The sequence below is a fragment of the Paraburkholderia sediminicola genome (genome assembly GCF_046030555.1).
In the GTDB taxonomy this organism is placed as follows: Bacteria; Pseudomonadota; Gammaproteobacteria; order Burkholderiales; family Burkholderiaceae; genus Paraburkholderia; species Paraburkholderia sediminicola_E.
Genome location: NZ_JAQQCH010000016.1, coordinates 75,823 through 101,956, shown reverse-complemented (window position 1 = coordinate 101,956; position 26,134 = coordinate 75,823). Strand labels below are relative to the sequence as shown.

Genomic DNA, 26,134 nt, shown 5'->3' with positions numbered 1-26,134 from the left:
GATGCGGGTCCGCTCCGGGTTGCCAGCGCGCCGCCGCCCGGTACAATCAATCGAAACACAACGAAGCAGGACACCATGGAAGAGGACGACATCGTCGCCGTTTGGTCTGAACGCGTGCGTTCAGCCAGCGCCGAAGGGCGCACACTGCGCATCCGTGGCGGCGGCACCAAAGACTGGTACGGTCAGACGCTGGAAGGTGACATCCTCGACACGCGCGCTTATCGCGGCATCATCGCCTACGATCCGGCCGAACTGGTCATCACGGCGCGCGCGGGCACGCCCCTGCTGGAGATCGAGGCCGCGCTGGCCGAACACGATCAGATGCTCGCCTTCGAGCCTCCACATTTCGGGCCGCAGGCTACCTTCGGCGGCTGCATCGCGGCAGGCATCGCCGGCCCGCGCCGGCCGTCCGCCGGTGCGGCGCGCGACTTCGTGCTCGGCGCGGTCATCATGAACGGCCAGGGCCAGAAGCTGCATTTCGGCGGCCAGGTGGTGAAGAACGTCGCCGGTTATGACGTCTCCCGTTTGATGGCGGGCTCGCTGGGCACCCTCGGACTGATCCTCGAACTGTCGGTCAAAGTGCTGCCGCTGCCGCAAGCCGAAGCCACGCTCAAATTCGATATGAACGGCACGGACGCGGTCCGCAAGCTCAATGAATGGGGCGGCCGTCCGCTACCGATCACGGCGAGCGCATGGCGCAACGGCACGCTGGCCGTGCGCATGGCCGGCGCGGAAGCCGCGGTCAAAACGGCGCGCACCGCGCTCGGCGGCGAAGTCGTCGATGCCGTTGAGGCGGAGCGCTTCTGGGCCGGCCTGCGCGAACAGACCGACTCTTTCTTTTCTGCCATCCCGCCGAAGGCCGCACTGTGGCGCCTAGCGCTGCCGTCGATCACCGAGCCGCTGCAATTACCCGGCGCACAACTGATGGAATGGGGCGGCGGCCAGCGCTGGTGGATCACCGACACCGACGCGCAAACCGTGCGTATCAGCGCCAAACAGGCCGGCGGCCACGCCACGATTTTCCGTACCGGCCACGGCTACGACCGCAGCGCCGGGGTGTTCACACCGCTGCCCGCACCGCTGATGAAAATCCATCGCGGCCTGAAAACCGCCTTCGACCCGGCCCGCATCTTCAATCGCGGCCGCCTCTACCCCGACTTCTGAGCGACGCGATGCAAACCAACCTCGCGGACTTCATTCGCAACACGCCCGATGGCGACGAAGCCGACGCCATCCTGCGCAATTGCGTGCATTGCGGTTTCTGCACCGCAACCTGTCCGACGTATCAGATACTGGGTGACGAACTCGACGGCCCGCGCGGTCGCATCTATCTGATCAAGCAGATGGTGGAAGGCGCCGAGGTCACGCGCAGCACTCAGGTCCACCTCGACCGCTGCCTCACCTGCCGCAGTTGCGAGACCACCTGCCCATCCGGCGTGCAATACGGCAGGCTGGTCGAGATCGGTCGCAAGATCACTGAGGAAAAAGTCACGCGCCCGCTCCGTCAGCGGATGGTGCGCCGACTGCTCGCGAGCTTCGTGCCGAACAGCGCGCTGTTCACGCCGGTCATGCGCCTCGGTCAGCACTTCCGCCCGCTCCTGCCCAGAAAACTGCGCGACAAGGTGCCCGCGCGGCAGCGTCCGCTCGAATGGCCAACCGCGAAACATCCGCGCAAGATGCTGATGCTCGCAGGCTGCGTGCAACCGTCGATGATGCCGAACGTCAACGTCGCGACGGCACGGGTGTTCGATGCACTCGGCGTGGAAACGTTGATCGCGCCCGAAGCAGGCTGTTGCGGTGCGATCCGTCTGCACCTGGGCTACAACGACGAAGCGCTCGACGACCTGCGCGCCAACATCGACGCGTGGTGGCCGTATATCGAACAAGGGGTGGAAGCAATCGTGATGAACGCGTCCGGCTGCGGCGCGACGGTCAAGGAATACGCGCATCTGCTGCGCAACGATCCCGCGTATGCAGAGAAGGCACGCCGCGTGACCGAGCTGACGCGCGACGTCGCGGAGATCCTGCCGGAGTTCGAAGAGGCGCTCGTCGCCGTGACGCGCCGCCGCGCGATCCATACGGTGGCGTTCCATCCGCCGTGCACGTTGCAGCACGGTCAGCAGGTGCGCGGCAATGTCGAACATCTGCTGGCGGCACTCGGCGTAGAAGTGCGCCTGCCCGCCGACAATCATCTCTGCTGCGGCTCGGCCGGCACGTATTCGCTGACGCAGCCCAAACTCTCGTACGCGCTGCGCGATCAGAAACTCGAGCGGCTGCAGGCGCAGGAGCCGCAAGTGATCGTGTCGGCGAACGTCGGCTGCATTGCGCATCTGCAAAGCGGCACGTCGACGCCGGTCGCGCATTGGATCGAACTGGTGGAACATATGCTGTCCGCCTGAGGCGCTCCATTTTTGACGCAAGCGTGGCACGTGCTTGCTGCCCGTCACGGTGTCCGCCTTCGCCGCGCCTGCCGCAGGCCGCCACCCAGTTTTGCAACGGAGTTCGCGACCCGGTTGGCCACATTGCCGATCTGGCCACAACGGCATGAAGCGGTGGCATCCGTATAATTCACACATTGTCTTTCGCTGGACTTCCGGTTCTGCCCATGCCCGATCTGATCCACAACCTCGAAGCGGTGCAGCAGCGCATCGCCCTCGCCGCGCACGTGGCCGGACGCGATGCGCGTTCGATCACCCTGCTCGCCGTCTCGAAGACGTTTCCAGCCGAAGACGTGCGCGCCGCCTACTCAGCCGGCCAACGCGCGTTCGGCGAAAACTACGTACAGGAAGCCATCACCAAAATCGAAGCGCTGGCCGATCTGCGTGCGACGCTCGAATGGCATTTCATTGGGCCATTGCAATCGAACAAGACGCGGCCGGTCGCCGAGAGCTTCGATTGGGTGCATTCGGTCGACCGCCTGAAGATCGCGCAGCGGCTGTCGGAGCAGCGCCCGGACAACCTGCCGCCGTTGAACGTGTGTCTACAGGTCAACATTAGCGGGGAAGCGTCGAAAAGCGGCGTGAGCATTCCCGAGGCCGTCGAGGTCGCGCAGGAAATCGCCGCGCTGCCGAAGCTGAATCTGCGCGGTCTGATGGCGATTCCGGAACCGGCTGGCAATATCGAGGAGCAGCGTGTGCCGCATCGGCAACTACGCGAGCTGTTCGAGCGCCTGCGCAATGACGGCCTTGAACTCGATACGCTCTCCATGGGCATGTCGAGTGACCTCGAAGCCGCCGTGCTGGAAGGCGCGACGATCGTGCGCGTGGGCACTGCGATCTTCGGCGCGCGAGATTACTCTAACTGACCGTTTCGCGCCTTTCTTTCCTTTCCTGACGCCTCACGGGACTTCTTTCGGAACATCATGAAAATTGCTTTTATTGGCGGTGGCAACATGGCCGCCGCGTTGATCGGCGGCCTCATCAAGCGCGGCGTCGCGCCCGCTGACCTATACGCGATCGATCCCAACGAAGACGTGCGCAAGCGCAATGAACAGCAATTCGGCATCAAGACCGGCGCGGCCGCGGACGCCGCGCTCGCACCGTACGACGCCGTCGTGCTGGCGGTGAAGCCGCAGATCCTGAAGAGCGTCGCCGAGGCACTGGCGCCGCATCTGAAGGCCTCGCAACTGGCGATCAGTATCGTCGCGGGCATTCGCATGGATGACATGTCACGCTGGCTGAACGGCCACGCGCGCATCGTACGCGTGATGCCGAATACGCCAGCGTTGATCGGCATGGGCGTGACGGGTCTCGTGGCAACTGGCAGCGTCGACGAAGCAGGTCGCGCGCTCGCATCGCAAGTGTTGGGCGCAGTCGGCCAAACCGTCTGGTTCGACGACGAAGCGAAGATCGATGCCGTCACCGCGATCTCGGGTAGTGGTCCCGCTTACGTGTTTTATTTCATCGAGGCGTTGCAGGAAGCCGCGCGTCAACTCGGCATGGATGAAGCACAAGGCCGTGCGCTGGCAGTCGCGACCTTCACCGGCGCGGCGCAACTGGCCGCGAACTCGGACGAGCCGCCGAGCCTGTTGCGCGAACGTGTGACGTCGAAGGGCGGCACCACGGCGGCCGCGCTGACGTCGTTCGATGCAAGCGGGATCAAGGACGCGATCGTGCGCGGCGTGCTCGCCGCCGATGCGCGCGCCAAGGAAATGGGCGACGAGTTCGGCAAGCTGTAAGCGCGGTGTGAAGCCGGCGCTTCAGCAGCCGGGAGCAGAGTGACGCAGATGAACGGACCGCCTCGAATCGAAACGAATCGAGGCGGCGTCGCAGCGCAAGTGACCTGCAGAAGAAACGCGGAAGTATTGAGGGCCAGCCACCGCGCGAAACAGGCGCGGAAGAATTAAAAGGACGCCGCCGCGTAGTGCGCAGCAATGCCGACAAACAGTGCCCCACCCAGCCAGTTGTTATGGCGGAACGCCGCGAAGCATGCCATCCGTTCGCGGTTTCGGATGAGCGTGTAGTGATAGATCGCGCAGCCCACTGCTGCCGCCCATCCGATCCAATACAGCACGCCGAAACCGAGCATCACGCCGATGCCGGCGTAAATCCCCAGCGTCGCCGCATAGCAGAGCATGATCGCCGCTACGTCGAAGCGGCCGAAGGTCAGCGCCGAGGTGCGGATGCCGATCTTGATGTCGTCGTCACGATCGACCATCGCGTATTCGGTGTCGTACGCAACCGACCAGAACACGTTGGCCAGCAACATGACCCAGGCGAGCATCGGCACGTGATCCTGAATCGCGGCAAACGCCATCGGAATGCCGAAGCCGAACGCAATGCCAAGGTAGGCCTGCGGAATCGCAAAGAAGCGCTTCGTGAACGGATACGAACCGGCGACGAACAACGCCGCCACCGATAGCTCCTTGGTCAGCGTATTCAGCGGCAGAATCAGCAGAAAGGCCAGCAGCGACAAACCGGTCGCCAGCGCCACCGCTTCCCATGCCTTGATTTTGCCCGACGTAATCGGCCGGTTTTCCGTGCGCTTCACGTAGCGATCGAAGTCGCGATCCGCGTAGTCGTTGATCGCGCAGCCCGCCGAGCGCATCAGCACCGTGCCCACCGTGAAGATCACCAGCAGCGGCCACGAAGGGTGACCGGCGGATGCGATCCACAGCGCGTTAAGCGTCGGCCACAGCAGCAGCAGGCTGCCGATCGGCTTGTCCATGCGGACGAGGCGCAGATACAGGGGAAGTCGGGCGAACATGGCGAATTCGGTGAAGTGCAGACGGTGCCGCTATTTTACGGGATGCGCGCAACAGGCCGCCTCCAGGCCGGCGAGACTGCCATGCTGAGCGCCAAAACCGAGGCCGCTGCGGGAACCACGATCGAGCCGACAACCCGCGCCACAAAAGACAAAGCCTCCCGCAAAGGGAGGCTTTGTTCACGCTGCCATTCAGCGCGACGCTCAGGCGCCGCGCTGAAATCCGGGGCACTACGCCCGGACATCAAGGCATTTAAGCCAACATCGAGCGCAGCATCCACGCCGTCTTTTCGTGCGTTTGCATGCGTTGCGTCAGCAGGTCGGCGGTCGGCTCGTCGTGGGCGGCTTCCGTCGACGGGAAAATCGCGCGCGCGGTACGCACCACGGCTTCCTGGCCCTCCACCAATTGGCGGATCATTTCTTCCGCAGCCGGCACGCCGTCCGCTTCCGGAATCGACGACAGCTTCGCGAATTCCTTGTAACTGCCCGGCGCATGCACGCCCAGCGCGCGAATACGTTCAGCGATCGAATCGACCGCGAGCGCCAGCTCGTTGTACTGCGTTTCGAACATCAAATGCAGCGTATTGAACATCGGACCCGTCACGTTCCAGTGGAAATTGTGGGTCTTCAGGTACAGCGTGTAGGTGTCGGCGAGCAGACGCGACAGACCTTCTGCAATCTTCTTGCGATCCTTGTCGCTGATCCCGATATTGACGTGCTGTACGGCTTCTTTCTTGGCCATGACGACTCCTTTGAAGAGTGATACGAACCGGTCGGCAAAGTGACGGTGTGCGGCTGGCAAACCCGGCACAACGAACGTCCGCCAGTTTATCTTAGAAAGCAGCTGCGTTCGTGTGACGCGTGGTCGCTTGCCGCACCCACGGCCTTGTGCCCGTTCACGCGCCGAACGCGTGTTGCAGGGCTTGCGCAACGATCACCACGAGCCCGCTCGAGACGATCGCGAAGCCCACTATCTTGCGCAGCATCAAGGCCTGCCGCTGTTGCGCGCCGCGTGCGGCCGCCGAGCCGCCAATGGTGGACATCATCATCTGGATCATGATCGTGGTCTCCCGATTCGTATCAATACTGGCGGGGCGCCGATGCACCCCGTCCTACATCAATTCACTTCAACTGCTTACTTCTTGCCGCCTTCAGCGAGGGCGGCGATCGCGGCGATCACGCCTTCCGCATAGGCCGGATCGGCGCGGCGGAAATGCTCGATCTGACGCGCGACGATCTCGTGCGGCACACCGTTGATATGGCGTGCGATGTTGCCAAACAGACGCTGACGTTGTGCCGCATCGAAGAGCGCGAACAACATACCCGGCTGCGCGTAGTAGTCCTCGTCCACGCGATGATCGTAGCGATCGACCGCACCCGCTGCGAGCGGCGGCTCCGACGCGTTGGTGTCCTGCGCGAAGTCACCCAGGCGGTTCGGCTCGTAATTCAGGTTGCCGCCGAGGTTACCGTCGGTGCGCATCGCACCGTCGCGATGAAACGAATACGGGCTCGCCACACGCGACGCATTCACCGGAATCTGATGGTGATTGATACCGAGGCGGTAGCGCTGCGTGTCGCCATACGAGAACAAACGGCCTTGCAACAGACGGTCCGGCGAGAAGCCGATACCCGGCACCACGTTAGCCGGCGTGAATGCTGCCTGCTCCACGTCCGCGAAGTAGTTCGCCGCGTTGCAATTCAACTCGATCGTGCCCACGTCGATCAACGGGTAGTCCTTCTGCGACCACACCTTTGTGATGTCGAACGGGTTGAAGCGATAGTTCGCCGCTTCAGCTTCCGGCATCACCTGGATGGCGAAACGCCATTTCGGGAAATTGCCAGCATCGATGTTGCCGACCAGATCGCGTTGCGCGCTTTCACGGTCTTGTGCGACGACTTGTGCCGCTTCGGCATCCGTAAAGTTCTCAATGCCCTGCATCGATTTGAAGTGGAACTTCACCCAGAAACGCTCGTTGTTCGCGTTGATGAACGAGTATGTGTGCGAACCGAAGCCGTGCATCTGGCGGTAGTTCTGCGGGATGCCGCGATCGCTCATCAGGATGGTGACCTGATGCAACGACTCCGGATGACGCGACCAGAAATCCCACGCCGCGACATTGCTGCGCATGTTGGTGTACGGGTCGCGCTTTTGCGTATGGATGAAGTCCGGAAACTTCAGCGGATCGCGGATGAAGAACACCGGCGTGTTGTTGCCGACCACGTCCCAGTTGCCTTCTTCCGTGTAGAACTTGATCGAGAAACCACGCACGTCGCGTTCAGCGTCGGCGGCGCCGCGTTCGCCTGCTACCGTCGAAAAACGCATAAAAAGCGGCGTGTCCTTGCCGACCTGGGCGAACACCTTCGCCTTCGTGTAACGCGAGACGTCGTGCGTGACCTTCAGCGTGCCGAATGCGCCCGACCCTTTGGCGTGAACGCGACGTTCCGGAATCACTTCGCGGTCGAAATGAGCGAGTTTTTCGAGCAGCCAGACGTCTTGCAGAACGACCGGACCGCGCGCACCGGCGGTCATCGAATTCTGGTTGTCGGCGATGGGTGCGCCGGCTGCATTGGTGAGCTTACGTTCGGACATGCGTGACTCCTGGGTGACTTTTATCGGAAACAGAATGTGGTAAGAGGCACGGCGTGCTGATGCCTATGGCTTAAGCGGACAGAGCCCGATCGACCAGCAAGGACAATGCAACCGTGCGCATGCTGCTCACCGAGGCGGCGAAGGTGCCGGTAGTTACACGAGGGGATTGGGCGGCGACGGTTTGGATTTGCTGCGAGTTCGATTGCGTCATGATTTCCTCCGGGTCTTATGGGATCGGGCGATCCATGGAGGAAACTATATCAACCCTATTGAATTTACGTGGTTGATTAATTTTATCTATTCGATAGGGATTACGACTATCGGCGCCTTGAGCGGTCGCCGGACCGGCCGCCGACGGTATACGGCGGGCCGGCTTAGAGCGTGGGAAGCGCTCTTAATTGACTGCGAGGGGCAGATCGAGCTTTTTGACGCCCGTCAGATCGCAAGCGTTGATGGCATCGCAGATGGCTTCGATAGCGGGCATCCGCGTGAAACTCTTGCGCCAGGCGAGCACGACGCGGCGATCCGGTACCGGCTCATCAAAAGCGACGTAGCTGAGCAGGCCCGCGTCGATACCGCCCGCATGGGGCTTGACCTCATGCACCGACATGCGCGGCAGCACGGTAATGCCGACGCCGCTCGCCACCATATGACGAATGGTTTCCAGCGACGAACCTTCGAACGTCTTCTGAATGCCGTCCGCGTTCTGCGAGAAGCGCATCAGTTCAGGGCAAACGCCCAGCACGTGGTCACGGAAGCAGTGGCCGCTGCCGAGCAGTAGCATGGTTTCCTGCTTCAGATCCTCGGCGTCGATCTTCGCGCGATTTTCCCACGCGTGACCGGACGGCAGTGCGACGACAAACGGTTCGTCATAGAGCGCGCGTTGCATCAGGCCCGTTTCCGGAAACGGCAACGCCATGATGGCGACGTCGATTTCGCCCTGCTTGAGCAGTTCGATCAGCTTGATCGTGTAATTTTCCTGCAGCATCAGCGGCATCTGCGGGACGCGCTTGATCATCTGCTTGACGAGCGTAGGCAACAGATACGGCCCGATCGTATAGATGACGCCGAGGCGCAACGGCCCAACCAGCGGGTCTTTGCCCTGTTTCGCGATCTCTTTGATGGCGAGCGTTTGTTCGAGGACGCGCTGAGCTTGCGTGACGATCTGTTCGCCGATCGGCGTGACACTGACTTCGCTGGTGCCGCGTTCGAAAATCTGCACGTTGAGCTCGTCTTCGAGCTTTTTGATTGCCACCGACAGGGTCGGCTGGCTGACGAAACACGCTTCGGCGGCCCGGCCGAAGTGCCGCTCGCGGGCAACCGCGACGATGTATTTCAATTCGGTGAGCGTCATTGGGGGACCAATCAGTGCGATGAGTTCGATAGGTTCTAGTTATACACCTATAGGGTCGGTTCGCCAACCTTTTGGTCTTTAACTGCCGCCAAAGGCATGACCCTAAGCCTTCAGATATTGCTCTCGCGTCCCGAGCCAGCGGGCCAGATGCTGCATTACCACGTCGGGATACTGCTCGAGCAAAGCCGCCGCGGCCTCTCTGGCCGGCTCGATTAGCCACTGATCGTTCTCGAGATCGGCAAACCTCAACATCGCCGCGCCCGACTGCCTCGCGCCCAGAAACTCCCCTGGACCGCGAATCTCAAGGTCGCGCCGCGCGATTTCGAATCCGTCGGTTGTTTCCCGCATGGTTTGCAAGCGCGCCCGGGCCGTCATCGACAGCGGCCCGGAGTAGAGCAACACGCAAACCGAAGCCGCGCTCCCGCGCCCCACCCGCCCACGCAACTGGTGCAACTGCGCGAGGCCAAACCGCTCGGCATGCTCGATCACCATCAGCGACGCATTCTGCACATCCACGCCCACTTCGATCACCGTCGTCGCCACCAGCAACTGGACCTCGTTGCGCGTGAACGCGTCCATGACCGCAGCCTTCTCCGCCGGCGCGAGACGTCCGTGCACCAGACCGACATTCAACTCGGGCAATGCGGCCACCAGCGTCTCGTAGGTCTCCACCGCGGTCTGCAACTGCAAGGTCTCGCTTTCCTCGATCAGCGGACACACCCAGTACACCTGCCGCCCCGTCAGCGCGGCCTCGCGCACACGGCCGATTACCTCTTCGCGCCGCGCGTCGGAGACGAGCTTGGTCAGAATCGGCGTGCGCCCAGGCGGCAGTTCGTCGATGGTCGAGACGTCGAGGTCGGCGTAATAGGTCATCGCCAGCGTGCGCGGAATCGGTGTGGCGGACATCATCAATTGATGCGGCTGGAAATCGCGCGCGCCGTCGGCCGCGTTCCGCGCCTTGGCGCGCAAGGCGAGACGCTGCGCCACGCCGAAGCGATGCTGTTCGTCGACGATCACCAACCCCAGCCGCGCGAACTCAACCGCGTCCTGAATGATCGCGTGCGTGCCGATCACGAGTTGCGCCGTGCCGAGCGCCGCGGCTTCGATCGCGGCACGCTTTTCCTTCGTCTTCAGGCTGCCGGCGAGCCACGCGACGCTCACGCCCAGTGGCTCCAGCCAGCCGCGCAATTTGCGCGCGTGCTGCTCGGCGAGGATTTCGGTCGGCGCCATCAGCGCGGCCTGGTAGCCGGCGTCGATCGCTTGCGCGGCGGCCAGCGCGGCGACGATCGTCTTGCCGCTGCCGACATCACCTTGCAGCAGCCGCTGCATCGGATGAGGCTGGGTCAGATCGAGCGCGATCTCGCCGCCCACGCGCTCCTGTGCCGCTGTTAGCGAAAACGGCAGCGCCTTTAACAAACGCGCCACCAGCGCCGAGTCGTCGCCCAGCTTCCGGCGCGGCATGGCCGGTGCCGCACGCGTGCGTCGTTCGTCATGCGCGCGCTTCAACGACATCTGCTGCGCCAGCAATTCCTCGAACTTGATCCGCACCCACGCCGGATGCGTGCCGTCGATCAACGCGGTCTCGTCGGATTGCATACCCGGGTGATGCAGCGTGCGCACGGCGTCCATCAGCGCCGGCACGCCGAGCGGCTGCAAATAAGCTTGCGCGATCGGCTCGGGCAGCAACTCCGGCAACGAGGTGCGCGACAACGCGTTGTCGATCGATTTGCGCAGGTACGCCTGCGTCACGCCCGCGGTACTCGGATATACCGGCGTCAATGCCTGCGGCAGCGGCGTGTCTTCGTCGACCACGCGTACCGCCGGATGCACCATCTCCATCCCGAAGAAGCCGCCACGCACGTCGCCGCGCACGCGCAGCCGCGCGCCGATCGCCATCTGCTTGACCTGCGAACCGTAGAAATTCAGAAAGCGAAGGACGAGCTCGTCGCCGGCGTCGTCGCGCAGTTTCACCAGCAACTGGCGACGCGGACGATAGGCGATCTCGTTGTCGAACACCACGCCCTCGGTCTGCGCAATGCCGCCCGGCAGCAGATGCCCAATCGGCGTCAGCGAGGTCTCGTCTTCGTAGCGCATCGGCAGATGCAGCACCAGATCGATGTCGCGTGTGAGGCCGAGTTTGGCGAGCTTGTCGACGGGTTTGGCCGCGGGCTTGGCGCTGGCTTCGGCAGCAGGCTTCCTGGTGGCTTTGCCAGCGGGTTTGCCCGCGGGCTTGCCACCGAATGGGTCAACCATTTCGCCTTCACGCACGGCCTTGTCGCTCTCTGGCGCGACACTCGCGCCGAGGTCGGTCAAGTCTGCCGCCGCTGCTTTGCCCCGCGAGACACGGCGCTTCGGCTCGGCGCTCACTTCATCGGTGGCGGAGGGCAATCGGCGTTCGGACAAAGGCATGGGTTGCTTCGCAAGTACAATATCGGCTGTCAAAGGTGTCGCCGCCAACCAGCGCGCGGGCTCGCGGGCCGCTTTGGCGTCCCGCAATCATAGCCGCCCGGCTCCGGCTTCGGCTCAATTCAGTCCCAATTCGCTTCCAGTCGTCCGCATGTTTACGCTTTCCGATTTCGATTTCGATCTGCCACCTGAGTTGATCGCGCAAGTGGCGCTGCCCGAGCGCAGCGCCAGCCGTCTGCTCGAAGTGGCCAACACCGCCGATGCCGCTGGCACGGCGCGCCTGATCGACCGCCGCTTTGCCGAGCTGCCCGAATGCATCGCGCCCGGCGATCTGCTGGTCTTCAACGATACCAAAGTCCTGAAGGCACGCTTCCTCGGCCAGAAGGCCAGTGGCGGCAAGATCGAAGTGCTGGTAGAGCGTCTGACCGGCGAACGCACCGCGCTCGCGCAGATCCGCGCGAGCAAGAGCCCGCAGCCGGGCACGACGATCCGTCTAGCCGATGCATTCGACGTGACGGTCGGCGAACGCGTCGAGCCGTTCTACACGCTGCATTTCCCCGACGACTGCCTGACGCTGATCGAACAATTCGGCCGCCTGCCGTTGCCGCCGTACATCGAGCACGATCCCGACGCGACCGACGAAACCCGCTACCAGACGGTCTTCGCGCAAAACCCGGGCGCAGTAGCCGCGCCCACCGCCGGTCTGCATTTCGACGACGCGCTGCTGGCGCGGCTCGATGCTCGCGGCGTGGAGCGCGCGACGCTAACGCTGCACGTCGGCGCGGGCACCTTCCAGCCGGTGCGGGTCGAGAATCTGGCCGAACACAAAATGCACAGCGAGTGGTACCACCTGCCGCAATCGCTCGCCGACAAGATCGCGGCGACGCGTGCGCGCGGCAACCGCGTGGTCGCGGTAGGCACGACGTCGATGCGCGCGCTCGAAGCCGCGGCGCGCGATGCTGAAGCCGCCGGACGCCCGCTCGGCGCGGCCAGCACGGAAACCGACATTTTCATCACGCCTGGTTATAAATTCCGCGTGGTCGACCGGCTAGTGACCAATTTTCATTTACCGAAGTCGACGTTGCTGATGCTGGTGTCGGCGTTCGCCGGTGTCGAGACGATTCGCGAAACGTACCGGCACGCGATCGAGGAGCGTTATCGCTTCTTTAGCTACGGCGACGCGATGCTCCTTACGCGGCGCGAGGTCTGAACCGTTTTCTGTCGCAGGGCGATATACCGTGCGACAGCGTTGCGCGCCGGCAGCGCGCGCGGTAGTCTGCCGCTCCTTGCTGTGTTGACGCAGCGGCAGTCGTTGCCGCCTTTCTGTGCTAGCGCACACCGGCAGATCGATGCTGCGTCCTGAGTTTTCTTTACCCAGCCGCCGTGCCCTACCCGGCGGCATTTCAACGTTGCGCCGGACTGTTTTCCGGTAGCACAGGAGTTATTTCATGACCGAAGGTCATACCCACGATACAAGCGGTGCCTGCAATACCTGCGCAAGCACCCCCTCGCGCCCTGACAACGGCCTCAAATTCGAACTGCTCGGCACCGACGGCCAGGCGCGGCGCGGCCGCGTCACGCTGAATCACGGCGTGGTCGAAACGCCGATCTTCATGCCGGTCGGCACATACGGCACGGTGAAGGCGGTCCAGCCGCGCGAGCTCGAAGAAATGTATGCGCAGATCATTCTCGGCAACACTTTCCACCTGTGGCTGCGCCCGGGCCTGGAAACGATCGAGGCACACGGCGGCCTGCACGGCTTCATGGGCTGGAAGAACCCGATTCTGACGGACTCGGGCGGTTTTCAGGTCTTTTCGCTCGGCGATCTGCGCAAGATCACCGAAGATGGCGTCACGTTCGCATCGCCAATCAATGGCGACAAGCTCTTCCTGTCGCCGGAAGTGTCGATGCAGATCCAGAAAGTGCTGAACTCGGACATCGTCATGCAGTTCGACGAATGCACGCCGTACGCGACCAACAACGTGCCGACTTCGCATCAGGAAGCCGCCGACTCGATGCGCATGTCGATGCGCTGGGCCAAGCGCTCGATCGACGAATTCAACCGCCTCGACAACCCTAATGCCCTCTTCGGCATCGTCCAGGGCGGCATGTTCGAAGACCTGCGCGACGAGTCGCTGGCGGGTCTCGCGGAGATGGATTTCCACGGTCTCGCAATCGGCGGCCTGTCGGTCGGTGAGCCGAAAGAAGACATGATGCGCGTGCTGAATCACATCGGCCCGAAGCTGCCGGCCGACAAACCGCACTACCTGATGGGCGTCGGCACACCGGAAGATCTGGTGGCGGGCGTCGCCGCCGGCGTCGACATGTTCGACTGCGTGATGCCGACCCGGAACGCACGCAACGGCTGGCTCTTTACCCGTTTCGGCGACATCAAGATCCGCAATGCCGCGCACAAGAACTCGCTGCGCCCGCTCGACGAGCAATGCGGTTGCTACACCTGCCGAAATTTCACCCGCGGCTACCTGCACCATCTGCATCGTGTAGGGGAAATCCTCGGTGCACAGTTGAACACGATCCACAACCTGCACTACTACCTGGAACTGATGCAGGAAATGCGCGACGCGATCGACGCAAAACTGTTCGAGCTCTTCCGCAAGCGCTTCCACGAGAACCGCGCGCGCGGCATCGACTAGCCGTCGATCGGCAATCAGCTGACGAATTTGCCGGAGGAATCCGTCCGCTTCGCGCAGAAAACCTTACAATTAACTTTCGAGCATGGCAAAAAAGGCTTTAAACGGTTGATCGCAAAGCCGATTCGCCGCGCCGACCCTTGTCTGGCCGGTGGTAGAATAACCGGCTGATTTTTTTGATTGTTTTGATTTATAACGGAGAGACCAACGTGTCGTTCATTACCGATGCCTTTGCCCAAGGCACAGCAACAGGTGGCATTGAATCGAACCTGATGAGCTTCCTGCCGCTGATCCTGATGTTCGGCGTGCTGTACTTCATCATGATTCGCCCGCAAATGAAGCGCCAGAAGGAACATCGCAACATGCTCTCCGCCATGGCGAAGGGCGACGAAGTGGTCACAAATGGCGGCATCGTCGGCAAGGTGACCAAAGTGGGTGAAGCTTACGTCGGCGTCGAAATCTCGGAAGGCACGGAAATCACCGTGCAAAAAGCGTCGGTTACGACGATTCTCCCGAAGGGCACGATCAAGTCGCTGTAAGGCCTGCTCCCTCGCGTCCGGCGCGGCCTCGCCGGCGGTTCTCGCAGAACAACGCTGAACTGCCCGCGCTCATCGCCGGACGCATCGCTTCCAAGCCAACCTTCCCGTTGGACCACTCATGAATCGTTACCCCCTCTGGAAATACGCCGTGATGCTGGTGGCTCTGGTCATCGGCCTCGTGTACACGCTGCCCAATCTGTTCGGCGAAGCGCCGGCGGTGCAGGTGTCGAGCGGCAAGGCAACGGTCAAGCTCGACTCGACCACGCTGTCGGCAGTCGAAGCGGCGCTTGCTGCCAATCAGATCAAGCCTGACGAAGTCACGTTCGACAATTCGTCGACCAATGCGAACATCCGCGTGCGCGTGCCCGACACCGACACGCAGTTGCGCGTGAAGGATCTGCTGCAGAAGTCGCTGAACAGCGACCCGACCGATCCGCAGTTCGTCGTTGCGCTGAACCTGCAAAGCGCGTCGCCGCGCTGGCTGACCGCAATGCATGCGCTGCCGATGTACCTCGGTCTCGATCTGCGCGGCGGTGTGCACTTCCTGCTGCAGGTCGACATGGCAGGCGCGCTGAACAAGAAGCTCGATTCCGACGCTTCGGATGCGCGCACCATGCTGCGTGACAACAACATCCGCGACGGCGGCGTAAACCGCGTCAACCAGACGGTGGTGATCAATTTCGCCGACCAGGCCACGGCGGACGCCGCGACCAAGCAACTGGGCCGCGGCATCGGCGAACTCCAGTGGGCCTCGCAAGCGAACCCTGACGGCGGTGTGCAACTGGTCGGCACGTTCACGCCGGCGGTGCAGAAAGCCGTGCAGGACGCCGCGCTCAAGCAGAACATCACCACGCTGCATAACCGCGTCAACGAACTCGGCGTGGCCGAGCCGGTGATCCAGCAGCAAGGCTCAGACCGTATCGTCGTCGAACTGCCGGGTGTGCAGGACACGGCGAAGGCCAAGGACATCATCGGCCGCACGGCAACGCTCGAAGCGCGCCTTGCCGATCCGGTGAACACGCATCCGAATCCGTCCGATCCGGTGCCGCCGGGCGACGAGCTGTTTACTCAGGGCAACCAGACGCCGGTGCTGTTGCGCAAGCAGATCATCTTCACGGGTGACCGCATCATCGACGCGTCGGCAGGTTTCGACGAACATCAGCGTCCGTCGGTCAATATCCGTCTCGACTCGGCGGGCGGCCGCGCGGTGCGCAGCGTCTCGCGCGACAACATCGGCAAGCCGATGGCCATGGTGCTGTTCGAGAAGGGCAAGGGCGAAGTCCTGACGGTGGCGACCATCCAGTCGGAACTGGGCGACCGCTTCCAGATCACAGGCCAGGCCACGCCACAAGGCGCCGCCGACCTCGCGCTGCTGCTGCGCGCCGGTTCGCTGGCTGCGCCGATGGACATCATCGAAGAACGCACGATCGGCCCGAGCCTCGGCGCGGACAACATCAAGAAGGGCTTCCACTCGGTGGTGTGGGGCTTCGTGGCAATCGCCGTCTTCATGATTGCGTACTACATGCTGTTCGGCGTGATCTCGATGATCGGCCTCTCGGTCAACCTGTTGCTGCTGATCGCCGTGCTGTCCATGTTGCAGGCCACGCTCACCCTGCCGGGTATCGCGGCTATCGCGCTCGCGCTCGGTATGGCCATCGACGCGAACGTGCTGATCAACGAACGGGTGCGTGAAGAACTGCGCAACGGCGCGCCGCCACAACTGGCGATCCAGAACGGCTACGCGCATGCATGGGCGACGATTCTCGACTCGAACGTCACCACGCTGATCGCCGGTCTCGCGCTGCTCGCCTTCGGCTCCGGCCCGGTGCGCGGCTTCGCGATGGTCCACTGTATCGGTATCCTGACTTCGATGTTCTCGGCCGTGTTCTTCTCCCGCGGCGTGGTCAACTTCTGGTACGGCGGCAAAAAGAAGCTCAAGTCGCTGGCGATTGGCCAGGTGTGGCGTCCGCAGCCGCAAGGTATCGACGGCGCCGCGGCCTACTTCGGTAACGACGACGCTGCGACCGACACAGCACGAGCCGTCGCCGCGGCTAGCGCCAAGCCCAAGGCCAAAGCTGCGGCCCAGGCACGTGCCAAGCCGACCGTGCGCCGCCGCGACGCGTCCAATACGCCGCAGAAACCGGGTTCATCCCGCTGAGCCCCGGAGAACTAGACCATGGAATTTTTCCGCTTTCGCAAAGACATTCCGTTCATGCAGCGTGCGTTGATTTTCAACGCAATCTCGCTGCTGACGTTCCTTGCCGCCGTGTTCTTCCTGCTGCATCGCGGGCTGCATCTGTCGGTGGAATTCACCGGCGGTACCGTCATCGAAGTGCAGTATCCGGGTGCCGCGCCGCTCGAACCGGTGCGCGGCACGCTCAACAAACTCGGCTACCCCGACGCGCAAGTGCAGAACTTCGGCACCTCGCGCGACGTGCTGATCCGTCTGCCGCTCAAGCAGGGCTACACGTCGGCGCAACAGAGCGATCAGGTGATGGGCGCGCTGAAGGGCCAGGATCCGCAGGTGCAGTTGCAGCGCGTCGAGTTCGTCGGGCCGCAGGTCGGCAAGGAACTCGCTACCGACGGCCTGATGGCGCTGGCCTGTGTGGTGGTCGGCATCGTGATCTACCTGTCGTTCCGCTTTGAGTGGAAATACGCGGTGGCCGGCGTGATCGCGAACTTGCACGATGTGATCATCATTCTCGGCTTCTTCGCGTTCTTCCAGTGGGAGTTCTCGCTGTCGGTGCTGGCGGCGGTGCTCGCGGTGCTCGGCTACTCGGTGAACGAGTCCGTCGTTATCTTCGACCGGATTCGTGAAACCTTCCGCCGCGAACGCAAGATGACCGTGATCGAGGTGATCAACCACGCGATCACCAGCACGATGTCGCGCACGATCATCACCCACGGCTGTACGCAGATGATGGTGCTGTCGATGTTCCTGTTCGGCGGCCCCACGCTGCACTACTTCGCTCTGGCGCTGACGGTCGGTATTCTGTTCGGTATCTATTCGTCGGTGTTCGTCGCAGCGGCGCTCGCCATGTGGTTCGGCGTGAAGCGTGAAGATCTGGTGAAGGACAAGAAGGAACGCACCGATCCGGACGATCCAAACGCAGGCGCGCAAGTCTGATCTTGCTGTCGACGCGTCGCAATGAAAAAAGGCCGGTTCTCTCGAACCGGCCTTTTACGTTTACCGCCTTTGCCGCGCCGCACTGCTCTGCCCTGTCTCGCTGTTCTCGCGTCCTACACGCTCGCCGAGCCCTGTCGCGCAGCGGGATAACGCGGCAAGATATTAGCGGAACCCAAGCTTGCGCCGCGCCGCCATCAGCGCCACGAGGCTAATGGCCGCGGCAAAAATCATGTAGTAGCTCGGCGCGGCCTTCGAACCCGTGAAGCTGATCAGCCACGCGATGATGAACGGTCCAAAGCCGCCGAAGATCGTCACGGCGATGTTATAGGCCAGCGACATGCCGGTCGTACGCGTCTGCACCGGGAACATCTCGGAAAGCAAACCCGGCAGCGCGGCGAAGTAACCTGTCATCAGAAAGCCGAACACGATCTGCAACACCATCAGCGTGCCGAAGGTCGGATGCGCGACCAAATACACGAACGCCGGATTGATCAGCACGAGAAGCAGGAGTGCCGATATCAGCATGATCGTTGTGCGCCCATGGCGGTCCGACAGATGGCCGACCAACGGCGAAAACACCATCTGGATCAAACCGGTCAGCGCAATCGCCGCGAACGCGACCGAAGGCGCCAATCCCAACTGCTTCACGCCGTAGGTCGGCATGAACAGCACCAGATACGTCGACACCGTACCGAGCACCACCACGCCGATCGCAATCACGAGGCTTAGCTTCTGGCTTGTGAAAGTGTCGCGCAGCGGCGTCGTGGTGGTTTCCGCTGCGAGAAACTCAGGCGTTTCGTCGAGTTTGGTGCGGATGTACCACGCCACCGGCCCGATCAGAAGACCAAAGAAGAACGGCACGCGCCAACCCCACGAGCCCATCTGCTCAGGCGAAAGCTTGCCGGTCAGCAGCACGCCGAAGCCGGCCGCGAGCAGCGTGGTGAGCCCCTGGCTCGCGACCTGCCAGCTCGCGAAGAAACCACGCCGCCCCGGTACATGTTCCGCAAGAAAAGCCGTGGCGCTGCCGAACTCGCCACCCGCCGAAAAGCCTTGCATCAGACGCGCCGCCACGAGAATCACGGGCGCCGCAATGCCGATGCTTTGATACGTCGGCAGCACCGCGATGATGAGCGTGCCGCACATCATCAGCAGGATCGACAGCGTGAGCGCCGCCTTGCGTCCGGCGCGGTCGGCGTAAGCGCCGATCACGATCGCGCCGAGCGGCCGCATGAAGAACGACACGCCGAAGGTGCCGAGCGTCAGCAGCAGCGAGACCGTGTCGTTACCCGCCGGGAAAAACAGCTTCGCGATGATGACCGCGAAAAAGCCGTACACCACCAGATCGAACCATTCCAGCGCGTTGCCGATCGAGGCGGCGACCACCGCGCGCCACGAATTCTGCCGGCTCCCCGCCAGGCTTGCCGCTGTTGTTGCATTCATGCAGATCTCCAATGCGCGCTAAATATTATTAACGTAGGCTTAACGCTCCCACTTTGCCGAACTGGATGCGCGCACAGCCAATACGGCGTCAGCGCTCTATGTACCTGAAAAATTAAAACGAGGCGAGCGACAAATAGACGATGGCCACGGCGTAGGGCTTCCGGCGCGTCGAGCAGACAATAAAAAACCGCTTCATCGCCAAAGCGAATGAAACGGTTTTTTTGTTGCGGCGCAACGGCAGCGCTGCGAGCGGCCTTAAATACGAGTGCGTAAAACGCTCATTAAAGCGTTTATTGCTTGATGCCCTCAGATTGAATATGCAGCTTGGTATCCATGCTGAAACCGTACTTCGCGCCGAAATCCATGCCGTAGTCGGCCCGGCTGAAATGAGCGCTCGCTTCCACGCCGCACACTTCGCGTTTGAGCACCGGGTGCTGCATGCACTTGAACGAATCGATCTTCAGATTCAGTGGCTTGGTCACGCCACGAATCGTCAGGCTGCCGACCACTTCGACTGGCTTATCGCCGTCGAACTTGATATCCGTGCCTTTGTAGGTCACCGACGGATACTTGGCCACGTCGAAGAACGCGTCCGTCTTCAGATGCTCGTCGAGCTTGCTGTTACCCGTATCGACCGAAGCCGGGTCAACCGTGACGTCCACCGTGCCGGTTTTCGCCGCGCGGTCGAGCGTGACCGTGCCGGAGCTCTTGGTGAACTTGCCGCGCCACACCGAAAGGCCGCCGAAGTGATCCGCTTCGAAGCTCGGATAGGTGTGGGTCGGGTCGAGCTGATAGGTATCGGCAGCAGCAAACGCGCCGAGCGAGAAAGAAGAAACCAGTGCGCCGACGGCGATCAACAGGGAAGTTTTCAATTCATGCTCCTTTGTTCTGGAAGGAAAGCTGCTGCGCCCGAACGGCGGCGCAGCGTACGTCACTTGCGTGCTGCAACGATATGAAACTTGATCACCACTTCATCGGCGACCACTGAGGTGTCTTTCCATTCACCGGTGCCGATGTCGAATTGCGAACGCTTGATCGACAGTGAGCCATCGAAGGTTTGCGTCGCACCCTGCTGGGTGACCATGACCGGCACCACCACAGTTTGCGATTTACCCTTGATGGTCAGCTTGCCGGTGACCTTGAACTGGTTGCCGCCGGCCGGCGCGATCGCGCTCGACACGAAAGTTGCAGTCGGGTAGGTCTTCGCGTCGAACCAGTCCTTGCCGCGCACCTGGTCGTTGTAGCTTTCGTCGCCGAGATCGTAACTGCCGACGTCGATGCTGAGCTGCGCACTGCCGTCAGCCGGCTTTGCCGGATCGAACTTCACTTGTGCGGTGAATTTACCGAATTTACCTTCCACCGGCACGTTCATCTGTTTCGACGTTGCCGTCACCGAGCTCTTCGAGACGTCGACCTGCGCGAGCGCACTGCCGGCGGCTGTCAGCGAGGCCGCCGCAAACGCGGCGAGCATGTAGCGATAAAACGAAACTTTCATGGTTATCCTTATTTGATGAAAGGGAGCATGCGCGACAGCAGGCCGTCGCGGTCCAGCCATTGATGCTTGAGCGCCGCCGCGACGTGCAGCGCGACCAGCACGAGCAACGAGTAATTCAGCGTGATGTGGACGTTTTTCAGCAACTCCTTGAGATGCGGGTCCGGCGCGATCAGGCGCGGCAGCGGGATCAGTCCGAGGTACACCACCGGCACATTGGCCGCCGAGCTATACAGATAGCCAGATACGGGAATCGCGATCATTAGCACGTAGAGCAGCAGATGCATGAGATGCGCGGCGCCGCGCTGCCAGGACGGCATGCGACGCGGCAGCGGCGGGGCCGCGTGGGTGGCGCGCCACAGAATGCGCAGCACGGCGAGCGCGAACACCGTCACACCGATCCATTTGTGCCAGGAGAAGTAGCGCAGCTTGGTGGGCGTGAAGCCGGGGATGTCGGTCATCACCCAACCGAGCGCGAAGCCGCACACGATCAGCAACGCGATCAGCCAGTGAAAGGCGATGGCCGTCCGCGTGTACGACTCCCGGCCACCGAAAGAAGGATTGAGTGCCATGACAGGTCAGCGCAAGTTAAGAGAGGTTAACGGCGCAGCCGGCCCTGCTATTCCACGCTGCCAATGCATGTTGCATCGTGCGAGTCGATAGAAAGCATGGCGGCCGCAGCACACGTCAAGGCCGCCATGCTACCGCAAGCGGAAAAAGCTGGCTTCGTCGGCCCGAAATGCAGCCAGACAGAAAGATTCCCCGCGTGCAGAACGGTATTGAACAATTGGGGACGGAATCTGTCAGAGTCCGTTAATTGTGTGCAAGACTAGTCCTGATGCCGGCGCCGCCTGCCCCACCGCGGCGCCAGGCGCAATGGCCTACCCAGCGGCGAAGCGCGTTTGGTACTATTGCTCCACGTTTTCTGCAGCGCGGCCCTAAAATCGGCATCGCACGCCTCCCCTCATGTCGTTAGCCCTTCTGCCGTATGGAACATGACAACCTGATCGCGTGCCATGAATGCGATACGCTGTTCCGCAAGCCCCGGCTTGTCGGGCGAGCGGTCGCGCGCTGTCCCCGCTGTGGCGCAACGCTCTATCGTGGCGTCTCCCGCAAGCTCGACAGTATCTGTGCAATGACGCTGGCTGCGCTGATCACCTTCCTGATCGCCCAGGGCTTCCCGATCGTCGAGCTCGAAACCAACGGCATCACCTCGCAGACCACGCTGTTCGGCGCGCTCGTCGCGCTGTGGGGCGAGGACATGCAGATCGTCGCGGTCATGGTGTTCTGCTCGACCATCCTGTTCCCGCTGACCGAGCTGGTCGCGCTGCTCTATGTGCTAATCCCGCTGCGCGCCGGCTACGTGCCGCCCGCCTTCAACGGCGTGTTGCGCGCCGTTCAATTCGTGCGGCCGTGGGGCATGATCGAAGTGTTCATGCTCGGCGTGCTGATCACCATCGTGAAGATGGTGAGCCTCGCGCGCGTGATTCCCGAAGCAGCGCTGTTCGCCTTCGGTGTGCTGACGCTGATGTTCGCCGTGGTTGTCACATTCGACCCGCGCATTCTATGGGACCTCGCCGACGAACTGGGCGCGCGCAGCCAGAGACCGCTGCCGCGCACCTCAGCGGACAGCGCGGCGGTTGCCGTCAGTTCGCTTGACGACCCCGCGGTCCAATCCGCATTGCCGCCGGCAGCGCCGCATCAGGGATGAGCGCACGATGAAATACGTCACCGCGAAACGCGCGGGTCTCGTCTCCTGTCATGCGTGCGGGCGCGTCGAGCCACGAATCCGCTCCGTCACACCGCAGCACTGCAGCCGTTGCGGTGCCGTCCTCCACGTGCGCAACCCCGATAGCCTGATGCGCACCTGGGCGCTGCTTATCGCAGCGGCCTTGCTGTATATTCCCGCGAACCTTCTGCCGGTCATGCACACAGCGTCGCTGCTCGGTTCGGAAGACGACACCATCATGAGCGGTGTCGTGTACTTCTGGACCTCGGGCGACTGGCCGCTGGCCGTGATCGTGTTCATCGCCAGCATCATGGTGCCCATGCTCAAACTGAGTGTGCTGGTGCTGCTCACCGCCACCGCGCAGCGCCGCTCGCGCTGGCGGCCCGAGCAACGCACCACGCTCTACCGGATGGTCGAACGGATCGGTCGCTGGTCGATGCTCGACGTATTCGTCGTCACGCTGACCGTCGCGCTGGTACGTTTCAAATCGCTTGCTGTGATCACGGCCGGACCCGGCGCGATTGCCTTCGGTTCAGTGGTGATTCTGACGATGATGGCATCCATGCAATTCGATCCACGGCTCATCTGGGACAACGTGGAAGGCAGCACTCAAAAACCTCAGGACCTCAACCATGACTAGCCCGCAAGGACCGACGCCCGCCTCCGATGCGCCGCGCAACGATTCGAACGGACCCAGACTGCCGCCCCAACTGCCGGATCCCGACATCGAGCCGCGCAGCCGCTGGCTGCCCTCGCTGGTCTGGGTGATTCCGCTGATCGCCGCGCTGATCGGCCTCGCGCTCGTGATCAAGTCGGTGACCGAAAAAGGCCCGACCATCACGATCACGTTCGTCAGCGCCGAAGGCCTCGAGCCCGGCAAGACCAAGGTCAAGTACAAGGACGTCGACGTCGGCTCGGTGAAGACCATCACGCTGTCGAAGGATCTGTCGCACGTGCTGGTTCAGGTGCAGCTCACCAAGGAAGGTGAAGACTTCGCGGTGAAGGATTCGCGCTTCTGGGTGGTGCGCCCTCGCGTCGGCGCGAGCGGCGTGTCGGGACTGACCACACTGCTCTCGGGTGCGTACATCGGCGCGGATGCCGGCCATTCACCGGACACCGAGAAAAACTTCGTCGGCCTCGAAACACCGCCGCCGATTACGGGCGACCAGAAGGGCCACCAGTTCATTCTGCACGGCGAGTCGCTGGGCTCGATCGACATCGGCTCGCCGATTTTCTATCGGCGCGTGCAGGTCGGTCAGGTGGTCGGCTTCTCGCTCGACAAGGACGGCACAGGTGTGACGATGCAGGTATTCGTGTCGGCGCCGTTCGACCAGTATGTCGGCACCAATTCGCGCTGGTGGCATGCGAGCGGCGTCGATCTGCGGCTCGACTCGAGCGGCTTCAAGCTGAATACGCAGTCGCTTGCGACGGTGATCGTCGGGGGCCTGTCGTTCCAGTCGCCGCCGGGCCAGAGCGTGGGCGCGCAGGCACCAAACAACATGACGTTCCGCCTCGCCCCAGATGAATCTGACGCGATGCGCGAACCGGACGGCGTGCCGTTGCGGGTGGTCATGAACTTCAATCAGTCGTTGCGTGGGTTGTCGGTCGGCGCGACGGTCGATTTCCGCGGCATCGTACTGGGGCAGGTGACCAACATCGGCATCGATTACGATCCGAAGACACGCAGTTTCACGATGCCGGTAACGATGAACCTGTATCCGGACCGCCTCGGCAAGCGCTTCCGCGAAACCGCGCCGACGCCGGGCACCCTGGCGGGTCAAAGCCTGCTGCAACAGCTCGTCAAGCATGGCCTGCGCGGCCAGTTGCGCACGGGCAACCTGATTACGAGCCAGTTGTATGTGGCGCTCGATATTTTCCCGAAAGCGCCACCGGCTACGGTTGACGTAACGGGCGATCCGCTCGAGTTGCCGACCATTCCGAACTCGCTCGACGAACTGCAGGTGCAGGTTGCCGACATTGCGAAGAAGCTCGACAAGGTACCGTTCGATCAGATCGGGACGAACCTGAACAGCGCATTGAAGAATGCCGACCAGCTGTTCACGCGACTCGACAAGGAAGTCGTGCCGGAGGCGCGCGACACCCTGGCCGCGGCGAGGCAGACCTTCGGTTCGGCCGAGGCGACGTTGCAGCAGGACTCGCCGTTGCAGTCGGATGTTCATCAGGCGTTGCAGGAACTGACGCGCACATTGCAGTCGCTGAATGCGCTGTCGGATTATCTGGAGCGTCATCCGGAATCGCTGTTGCGCGGTAAATCAGGAGATAAACCATGATGTTTGCCCGGCTCCCCCGCCCGCCGCGCGGGTTCTTGCGCGGTGCTGCCTGTGTTGGCGTTCTGGCCGGATTGCTGACGATGGCGGCGTGTTCGTCGCCGTCGAGCCGGTTTTATACGCTCGGCGCGGATGGTGCGTCTGCCGGCTCGGCAGCGCCGGTTAGCGCTCGAACGACGGCGGCACCGGCGTGGCTGATTGAAGTCGCGCCGATCGATGTACCGCCGCAAGTGGCGAAGAATCAGCTTGTTGTCCAGACGGGACCGACGCAGGTCAAGGTGCTCGAACAGGAGCGTTGGGCTTCGTTGCCGGGTGACGAGATTCGGCGGGCGTTGTCGACCAGCCTTACGCAGCAGTTGGGTACCATCGATGTGTACGGCACGGCTTATCCGGATGGGACGCCTGTGTATCGGGTCAGCATGAATGTGCAGCGGTTCGAGTCATGGCCGGGGTCGCATGCGTTGATCGATGCGGTTTGGAGTGTGAGGGCTGTACGTAGTACGGCTGTGATGACCTGTCGGAGTGTGGTGAGTGAGCCGGTTAGCGGCGGCTATGACGCGCTTGTTGATGGACATCGGGCCGCGTTGCAGCAGATTGCCGGGCAGGTGGCTAGCGCTGTGCAGGCCATGGCCTCTGCTGCTCCCAAGGGTGCCTCGGCCGGCAAAGCGGCGGATTTTGTCGTGCCGGCGTGTCCTTCTGCTATTGCAGCTGCTGCGAGTAGTTGACGGTTTTGTTTGCCCTGCGGGCGCCTGGTTGTTTGGGGGCGCTTCGCGGGGGTGATGTTTTCGGTTGTGGGCTTTGGGTGGTGACCTCGCGGTGTTGGCCTTTCCTTGATTTGGTTGCCTTGGCGGTGCTTTGTCTGTTTGCCTACGGCTTTGGCCTTTCCTTGCTTTCTTAGTGGTCTATTAGCGTTCGCCCCTGTGCGGGGCGGCACTTACTTTCTTTGCCGCCGCAAAGAAAGATAAGCAAAGAAAGCGGCTCGCACCGCTAATTCTTAAGCGGGTCCCCCGCACAGCCACGGTGGTGGTGCATCTGGAATCTGTGTCCTCGCGCATTCGGCATAAGTGACAAGGCCGTCATTCTTCCGGCGGCGCTGCGCGCCGACGCGGTAGTTCATCAAACCATGCGCTATTGCCGATGCCCAGCTCGCCCCAAAATCATCCGGCGTTTTCACTACAGCCGATGGCGCCCGCTACGCGAAGCAAAACCATGGGTTTGCGCGGTCAACCCTTCCGGCGAGCACGCAGTGCGAGGCGGGAAGTATGACTGCCTTGTCACCAAGGTCAAATGCGCGAGGACACAGATTCCAGATGCCC

24 protein-coding genes are annotated in these 26,134 nt (G+C 62.4%); 13 read left to right on the top strand and 11 right to left on the bottom strand.

Annotation, left to right across the window (positions count from 1 at the left end; genetic code table 11):
- Nucleotides 1–75 precede the first annotated feature (75 nt).
- The 4 genes from glcE to proC all read left to right on the top strand — a co-directional run bounded on the left by glcE (nucleotide 76) and on the right by proC (nucleotide 4,177).
- Nucleotides 76–1,164 carry a glycolate oxidase subunit GlcE gene (gene glcE, locus PQQ52_RS22510; RefSeq protein ID WP_408216038.1) on the top strand — a complete coding sequence of 363 codons (1,089 nt, stop codon included), beginning with the start codon at nucleotides 76–78 and terminating at the stop codon, nucleotides 1,162–1,164.
- Nucleotides 1,165–1,172: 8 nt separating this feature from the next.
- Nucleotides 1,173–2,399: a glycolate oxidase subunit GlcF gene (gene glcF / locus PQQ52_RS22505; protein WP_408216035.1), complete on the top strand. Its 1,227-nt coding sequence runs from the start codon at nucleotides 1,173–1,175 to the stop codon at nucleotides 2,397–2,399.
- Nucleotides 2,400–2,605: 206 nt separating this feature from the next.
- Nucleotides 2,606–3,304 (top strand): YggS family pyridoxal phosphate-dependent enzyme, encoded by a 699-nt coding sequence (locus tag PQQ52_RS22500; protein WP_408216032.1) that lies wholly within the window; start codon nucleotides 2,606–2,608, stop codon nucleotides 3,302–3,304.
- 57 nt (nucleotides 3,305–3,361) lie between these two features.
- Nucleotides 3,362–4,177, top strand: a complete 816-nt coding sequence (gene proC / locus PQQ52_RS22495; RefSeq protein WP_408216030.1) for a pyrroline-5-carboxylate reductase — start codon at nucleotides 3,362–3,364, stop codon at nucleotides 4,175–4,177.
- Nucleotides 4,178–4,341: 164 nt separating this feature from the next.
- Here proC and ubiA read toward each other — a convergent pair whose 3' ends face one another.
- From ubiA to recG, 7 genes are all read right to left on the bottom strand, one after another.
- Nucleotides 4,342–5,205 (bottom strand): 4-hydroxybenzoate octaprenyltransferase, encoded by an 864-nt coding sequence (gene ubiA, locus PQQ52_RS22490; RefSeq protein WP_408216027.1) that lies wholly within the window; start codon nucleotides 5,203–5,205, stop codon nucleotides 4,342–4,344.
- A gap of 250 nt (nucleotides 5,206–5,455) precedes the next feature.
- Nucleotides 5,456–5,944, bottom strand: coding sequence for a Dps family protein (locus tag PQQ52_RS22485; RefSeq protein ID WP_280997800.1), 489 nt, complete (start codon nucleotides 5,942–5,944; stop codon nucleotides 5,456–5,458).
- Nucleotides 5,945–6,098: 154 nt separating this feature from the next.
- Nucleotides 6,099–6,260 carry a hypothetical protein gene (locus tag PQQ52_RS22480; protein ID WP_408216024.1) on the bottom strand — a complete coding sequence of 54 codons (162 nt, stop codon included), beginning with the start codon at nucleotides 6,258–6,260 and terminating at the stop codon, nucleotides 6,099–6,101.
- Between the two features lie 77 nt (nucleotides 6,261–6,337).
- The gene (locus PQQ52_RS22475; protein WP_408216021.1) at nucleotides 6,338–7,792 is read right to left on the bottom strand and encodes a catalase; all 1,455 of its coding nucleotides are present in this window, start codon (nucleotides 7,790–7,792) and stop codon (nucleotides 6,338–6,340) included.
- Between the two features lie 70 nt (nucleotides 7,793–7,862).
- A complete protein-coding gene (locus PQQ52_RS22470; RefSeq protein WP_408216019.1) occupies nucleotides 7,863–8,003 on the bottom strand; it encodes a hypothetical protein in 141 nt (46 codons plus the stop codon).
- Nucleotides 8,004–8,186: 183 nt separating this feature from the next.
- Entirely contained in the window at nucleotides 8,187–9,146 is a 960-nt protein-coding gene (locus tag PQQ52_RS22465) for a hydrogen peroxide-inducible genes activator (protein WP_408216017.1), read from the bottom strand.
- Between the two features lie 102 nt (nucleotides 9,147–9,248).
- Nucleotides 9,249–11,555 (bottom strand): ATP-dependent DNA helicase RecG, encoded by a 2,307-nt coding sequence (gene recG, locus PQQ52_RS22460; RefSeq protein ID WP_408216221.1) that lies wholly within the window; start codon nucleotides 11,553–11,555, stop codon nucleotides 9,249–9,251.
- Between the two features lie 148 nt (nucleotides 11,556–11,703).
- Between recG and queA the strand changes: the two genes are divergently transcribed.
- From queA to secF, 5 genes are all read left to right on the top strand, one after another.
- On the top strand, nucleotides 11,704–12,762 hold the full coding sequence (gene queA, locus PQQ52_RS22455; RefSeq protein WP_408216014.1) for a tRNA preQ1(34) S-adenosylmethionine ribosyltransferase-isomerase QueA: 1,059 nt from the start codon (nucleotides 11,704–11,706) through the stop codon (nucleotides 12,760–12,762).
- 238 nt (nucleotides 12,763–13,000) lie between these two features.
- Nucleotides 13,001–14,206, top strand: coding sequence for a tRNA guanosine(34) transglycosylase Tgt (gene tgt / locus PQQ52_RS22450; protein ID WP_408216011.1), 1,206 nt, complete (start codon nucleotides 13,001–13,003; stop codon nucleotides 14,204–14,206).
- 206 nt (nucleotides 14,207–14,412) lie between these two features.
- Entirely contained in the window at nucleotides 14,413–14,742 is a 330-nt protein-coding gene (yajC, locus tag PQQ52_RS22445; protein WP_169486259.1) for a preprotein translocase subunit YajC, read from the top strand.
- 118 nt (nucleotides 14,743–14,860) lie between these two features.
- Complete coding sequence (gene secD, locus PQQ52_RS22440) at nucleotides 14,861–16,900, top strand: protein translocase subunit SecD (RefSeq protein WP_408216009.1); 2,040 nt, start codon at nucleotides 14,861–14,863, stop codon at nucleotides 16,898–16,900.
- An 18-nt stretch (nucleotides 16,901–16,918) separates the two neighbouring features.
- Nucleotides 16,919–17,869 carry a protein translocase subunit SecF gene (gene secF / locus PQQ52_RS22435; RefSeq protein ID WP_408216007.1) on the top strand — a complete coding sequence of 317 codons (951 nt, stop codon included), beginning with the start codon at nucleotides 16,919–16,921 and terminating at the stop codon, nucleotides 17,867–17,869.
- Between the two features lie 162 nt (nucleotides 17,870–18,031).
- On the opposite strand, the gene PQQ52_RS22430 is transcribed toward secF, so the two are convergent.
- The 4 genes from PQQ52_RS22430 to PQQ52_RS22415 form a co-directional block, all read right to left on the bottom strand.
- Nucleotides 18,032–19,309 carry an MFS transporter gene (locus PQQ52_RS22430; RefSeq protein WP_408216004.1) on the bottom strand — a complete coding sequence of 426 codons (1,278 nt, stop codon included), beginning with the start codon at nucleotides 19,307–19,309 and terminating at the stop codon, nucleotides 18,032–18,034.
- A gap of 290 nt (nucleotides 19,310–19,599) precedes the next feature.
- Nucleotides 19,600–20,169, bottom strand: coding sequence for a YceI family protein (locus tag PQQ52_RS22425; protein ID WP_408216219.1), 570 nt, complete (start codon nucleotides 20,167–20,169; stop codon nucleotides 19,600–19,602).
- Nucleotides 20,170–20,240: 71 nt separating this feature from the next.
- Nucleotides 20,241–20,804 (bottom strand): YceI family protein, encoded by a 564-nt coding sequence (locus PQQ52_RS22420; RefSeq protein WP_408216001.1) that lies wholly within the window; start codon nucleotides 20,802–20,804, stop codon nucleotides 20,241–20,243.
- A gap of 8 nt (nucleotides 20,805–20,812) precedes the next feature.
- Nucleotides 20,813–21,373 (bottom strand): cytochrome b, encoded by a 561-nt coding sequence (locus PQQ52_RS22415; RefSeq protein ID WP_408215998.1) that lies wholly within the window; start codon nucleotides 21,371–21,373, stop codon nucleotides 20,813–20,815.
- 416 nt (nucleotides 21,374–21,789) lie between these two features.
- Between PQQ52_RS22415 and PQQ52_RS22410 the strand changes: the two genes are divergently transcribed.
- From PQQ52_RS22410 to PQQ52_RS22395, 4 genes are read left to right on the top strand one after another with little or no spacing between them, the layout of a single operon-like run.
- Complete coding sequence (locus PQQ52_RS22410) at nucleotides 21,790–22,512, top strand: paraquat-inducible protein A (protein WP_408215995.1); 723 nt, start codon at nucleotides 21,790–21,792, stop codon at nucleotides 22,510–22,512.
- 7 nt (nucleotides 22,513–22,519) lie between these two features.
- Nucleotides 22,520–23,170 carry a paraquat-inducible protein A gene (locus PQQ52_RS22405; RefSeq protein WP_408215992.1) on the top strand — a complete coding sequence of 217 codons (651 nt, stop codon included), beginning with the start codon at nucleotides 22,520–22,522 and terminating at the stop codon, nucleotides 23,168–23,170.
- Nucleotides 23,163–24,821: a PqiB family protein gene (locus PQQ52_RS22400; RefSeq protein WP_408215989.1), complete on the top strand. Its 1,659-nt coding sequence runs from the start codon at nucleotides 23,163–23,165 to the stop codon at nucleotides 24,819–24,821. Before PQQ52_RS22405 ends, PQQ52_RS22400 begins: the two co-directional genes overlap by 8 nt.
- Entirely contained in the window at nucleotides 24,818–25,543 is a 726-nt protein-coding gene (locus PQQ52_RS22395; protein WP_408215986.1) for a PqiC family protein, read from the top strand. Before PQQ52_RS22400 ends, PQQ52_RS22395 begins: the two co-directional genes overlap by 4 nt.
- Nucleotides 25,544–26,134 lie beyond the last annotated feature (591 nt).

Bases quoted from the DNA above. Each gene is read 5' to 3' on its own strand.
- glcE (WP_408216038.1), top strand. From the start codon at position 76: ATGGAAGAGGACGACATCGTCGCCGTTTGGTCTGAACGCGTGCGTTCA.
- glcF (WP_408216035.1), top strand. From the start codon at position 1,173: ATGCAAACCAACCTCGCGGACTTCATTCGCAACACGCCCGATGGCGAC.
- PQQ52_RS22500 (WP_408216032.1), top strand. From the start codon at position 2,606: ATGCCCGATCTGATCCACAACCTCGAAGCGGTGCAGCAGCGCATCGCC.
- proC (WP_408216030.1), top strand. From the start codon at position 3,362: ATGAAAATTGCTTTTATTGGCGGTGGCAACATGGCCGCCGCGTTGATC.
- ubiA (WP_408216027.1), bottom strand. From the start codon at position 5,205: ATGTTCGCCCGACTTCCCCTGTATCTGCGCCTCGTCCGCATGGACAAG.
- PQQ52_RS22485 (WP_280997800.1), bottom strand. From the start codon at position 5,944: ATGGCCAAGAAAGAAGCCGTACAGCACGTCAATATCGGGATCAGCGAC.
- PQQ52_RS22480 (WP_408216024.1), bottom strand. From the start codon at position 6,260: ATGATCCAGATGATGATGTCCACCATTGGCGGCTCGGCGGCCGCACGC.
- PQQ52_RS22475 (WP_408216021.1), bottom strand. From the start codon at position 7,792: ATGTCCGAACGTAAGCTCACCAATGCAGCCGGCGCACCCATCGCCGAC.
- PQQ52_RS22470 (WP_408216019.1), bottom strand. From the start codon at position 8,003: ATGACGCAATCGAACTCGCAGCAAATCCAAACCGTCGCCGCCCAATCC.
- PQQ52_RS22465 (WP_408216017.1), bottom strand. From the start codon at position 9,146: ATGACGCTCACCGAATTGAAATACATCGTCGCGGTTGCCCGCGAGCGG.
- recG (WP_408216221.1), bottom strand. From the start codon at position 11,555: ATGCCTTTGTCCGAACGCCGATTGCCCTCCGCCACCGATGAAGTGAGC.
- queA (WP_408216014.1), top strand. From the start codon at position 11,704: ATGTTTACGCTTTCCGATTTCGATTTCGATCTGCCACCTGAGTTGATC.
- tgt (WP_408216011.1), top strand. From the start codon at position 13,001: ATGACCGAAGGTCATACCCACGATACAAGCGGTGCCTGCAATACCTGC.
- secD (WP_408216009.1), top strand. From the start codon at position 14,861: ATGAATCGTTACCCCCTCTGGAAATACGCCGTGATGCTGGTGGCTCTG.
- secF (WP_408216007.1), top strand. From the start codon at position 16,919: ATGGAATTTTTCCGCTTTCGCAAAGACATTCCGTTCATGCAGCGTGCG.
- PQQ52_RS22430 (WP_408216004.1), bottom strand. From the start codon at position 19,309: ATGAATGCAACAACAGCGGCAAGCCTGGCGGGGAGCCGGCAGAATTCG.
- PQQ52_RS22420 (WP_408216001.1), bottom strand. From the start codon at position 20,804: ATGAAAGTTTCGTTTTATCGCTACATGCTCGCCGCGTTTGCGGCGGCC.
- PQQ52_RS22415 (WP_408215998.1), bottom strand. From the start codon at position 21,373: ATGGCACTCAATCCTTCTTTCGGTGGCCGGGAGTCGTACACGCGGACG.
- PQQ52_RS22410 (WP_408215995.1), top strand. From the start codon at position 21,790: ATGGAACATGACAACCTGATCGCGTGCCATGAATGCGATACGCTGTTC.
- PQQ52_RS22405 (WP_408215992.1), top strand. From the start codon at position 22,520: ATGAAATACGTCACCGCGAAACGCGCGGGTCTCGTCTCCTGTCATGCG.
- PQQ52_RS22400 (WP_408215989.1), top strand. From the start codon at position 23,163: ATGACTAGCCCGCAAGGACCGACGCCCGCCTCCGATGCGCCGCGCAAC.
- PQQ52_RS22395 (WP_408215986.1), top strand. From the start codon at position 24,818: ATGATGTTTGCCCGGCTCCCCCGCCCGCCGCGCGGGTTCTTGCGCGGT.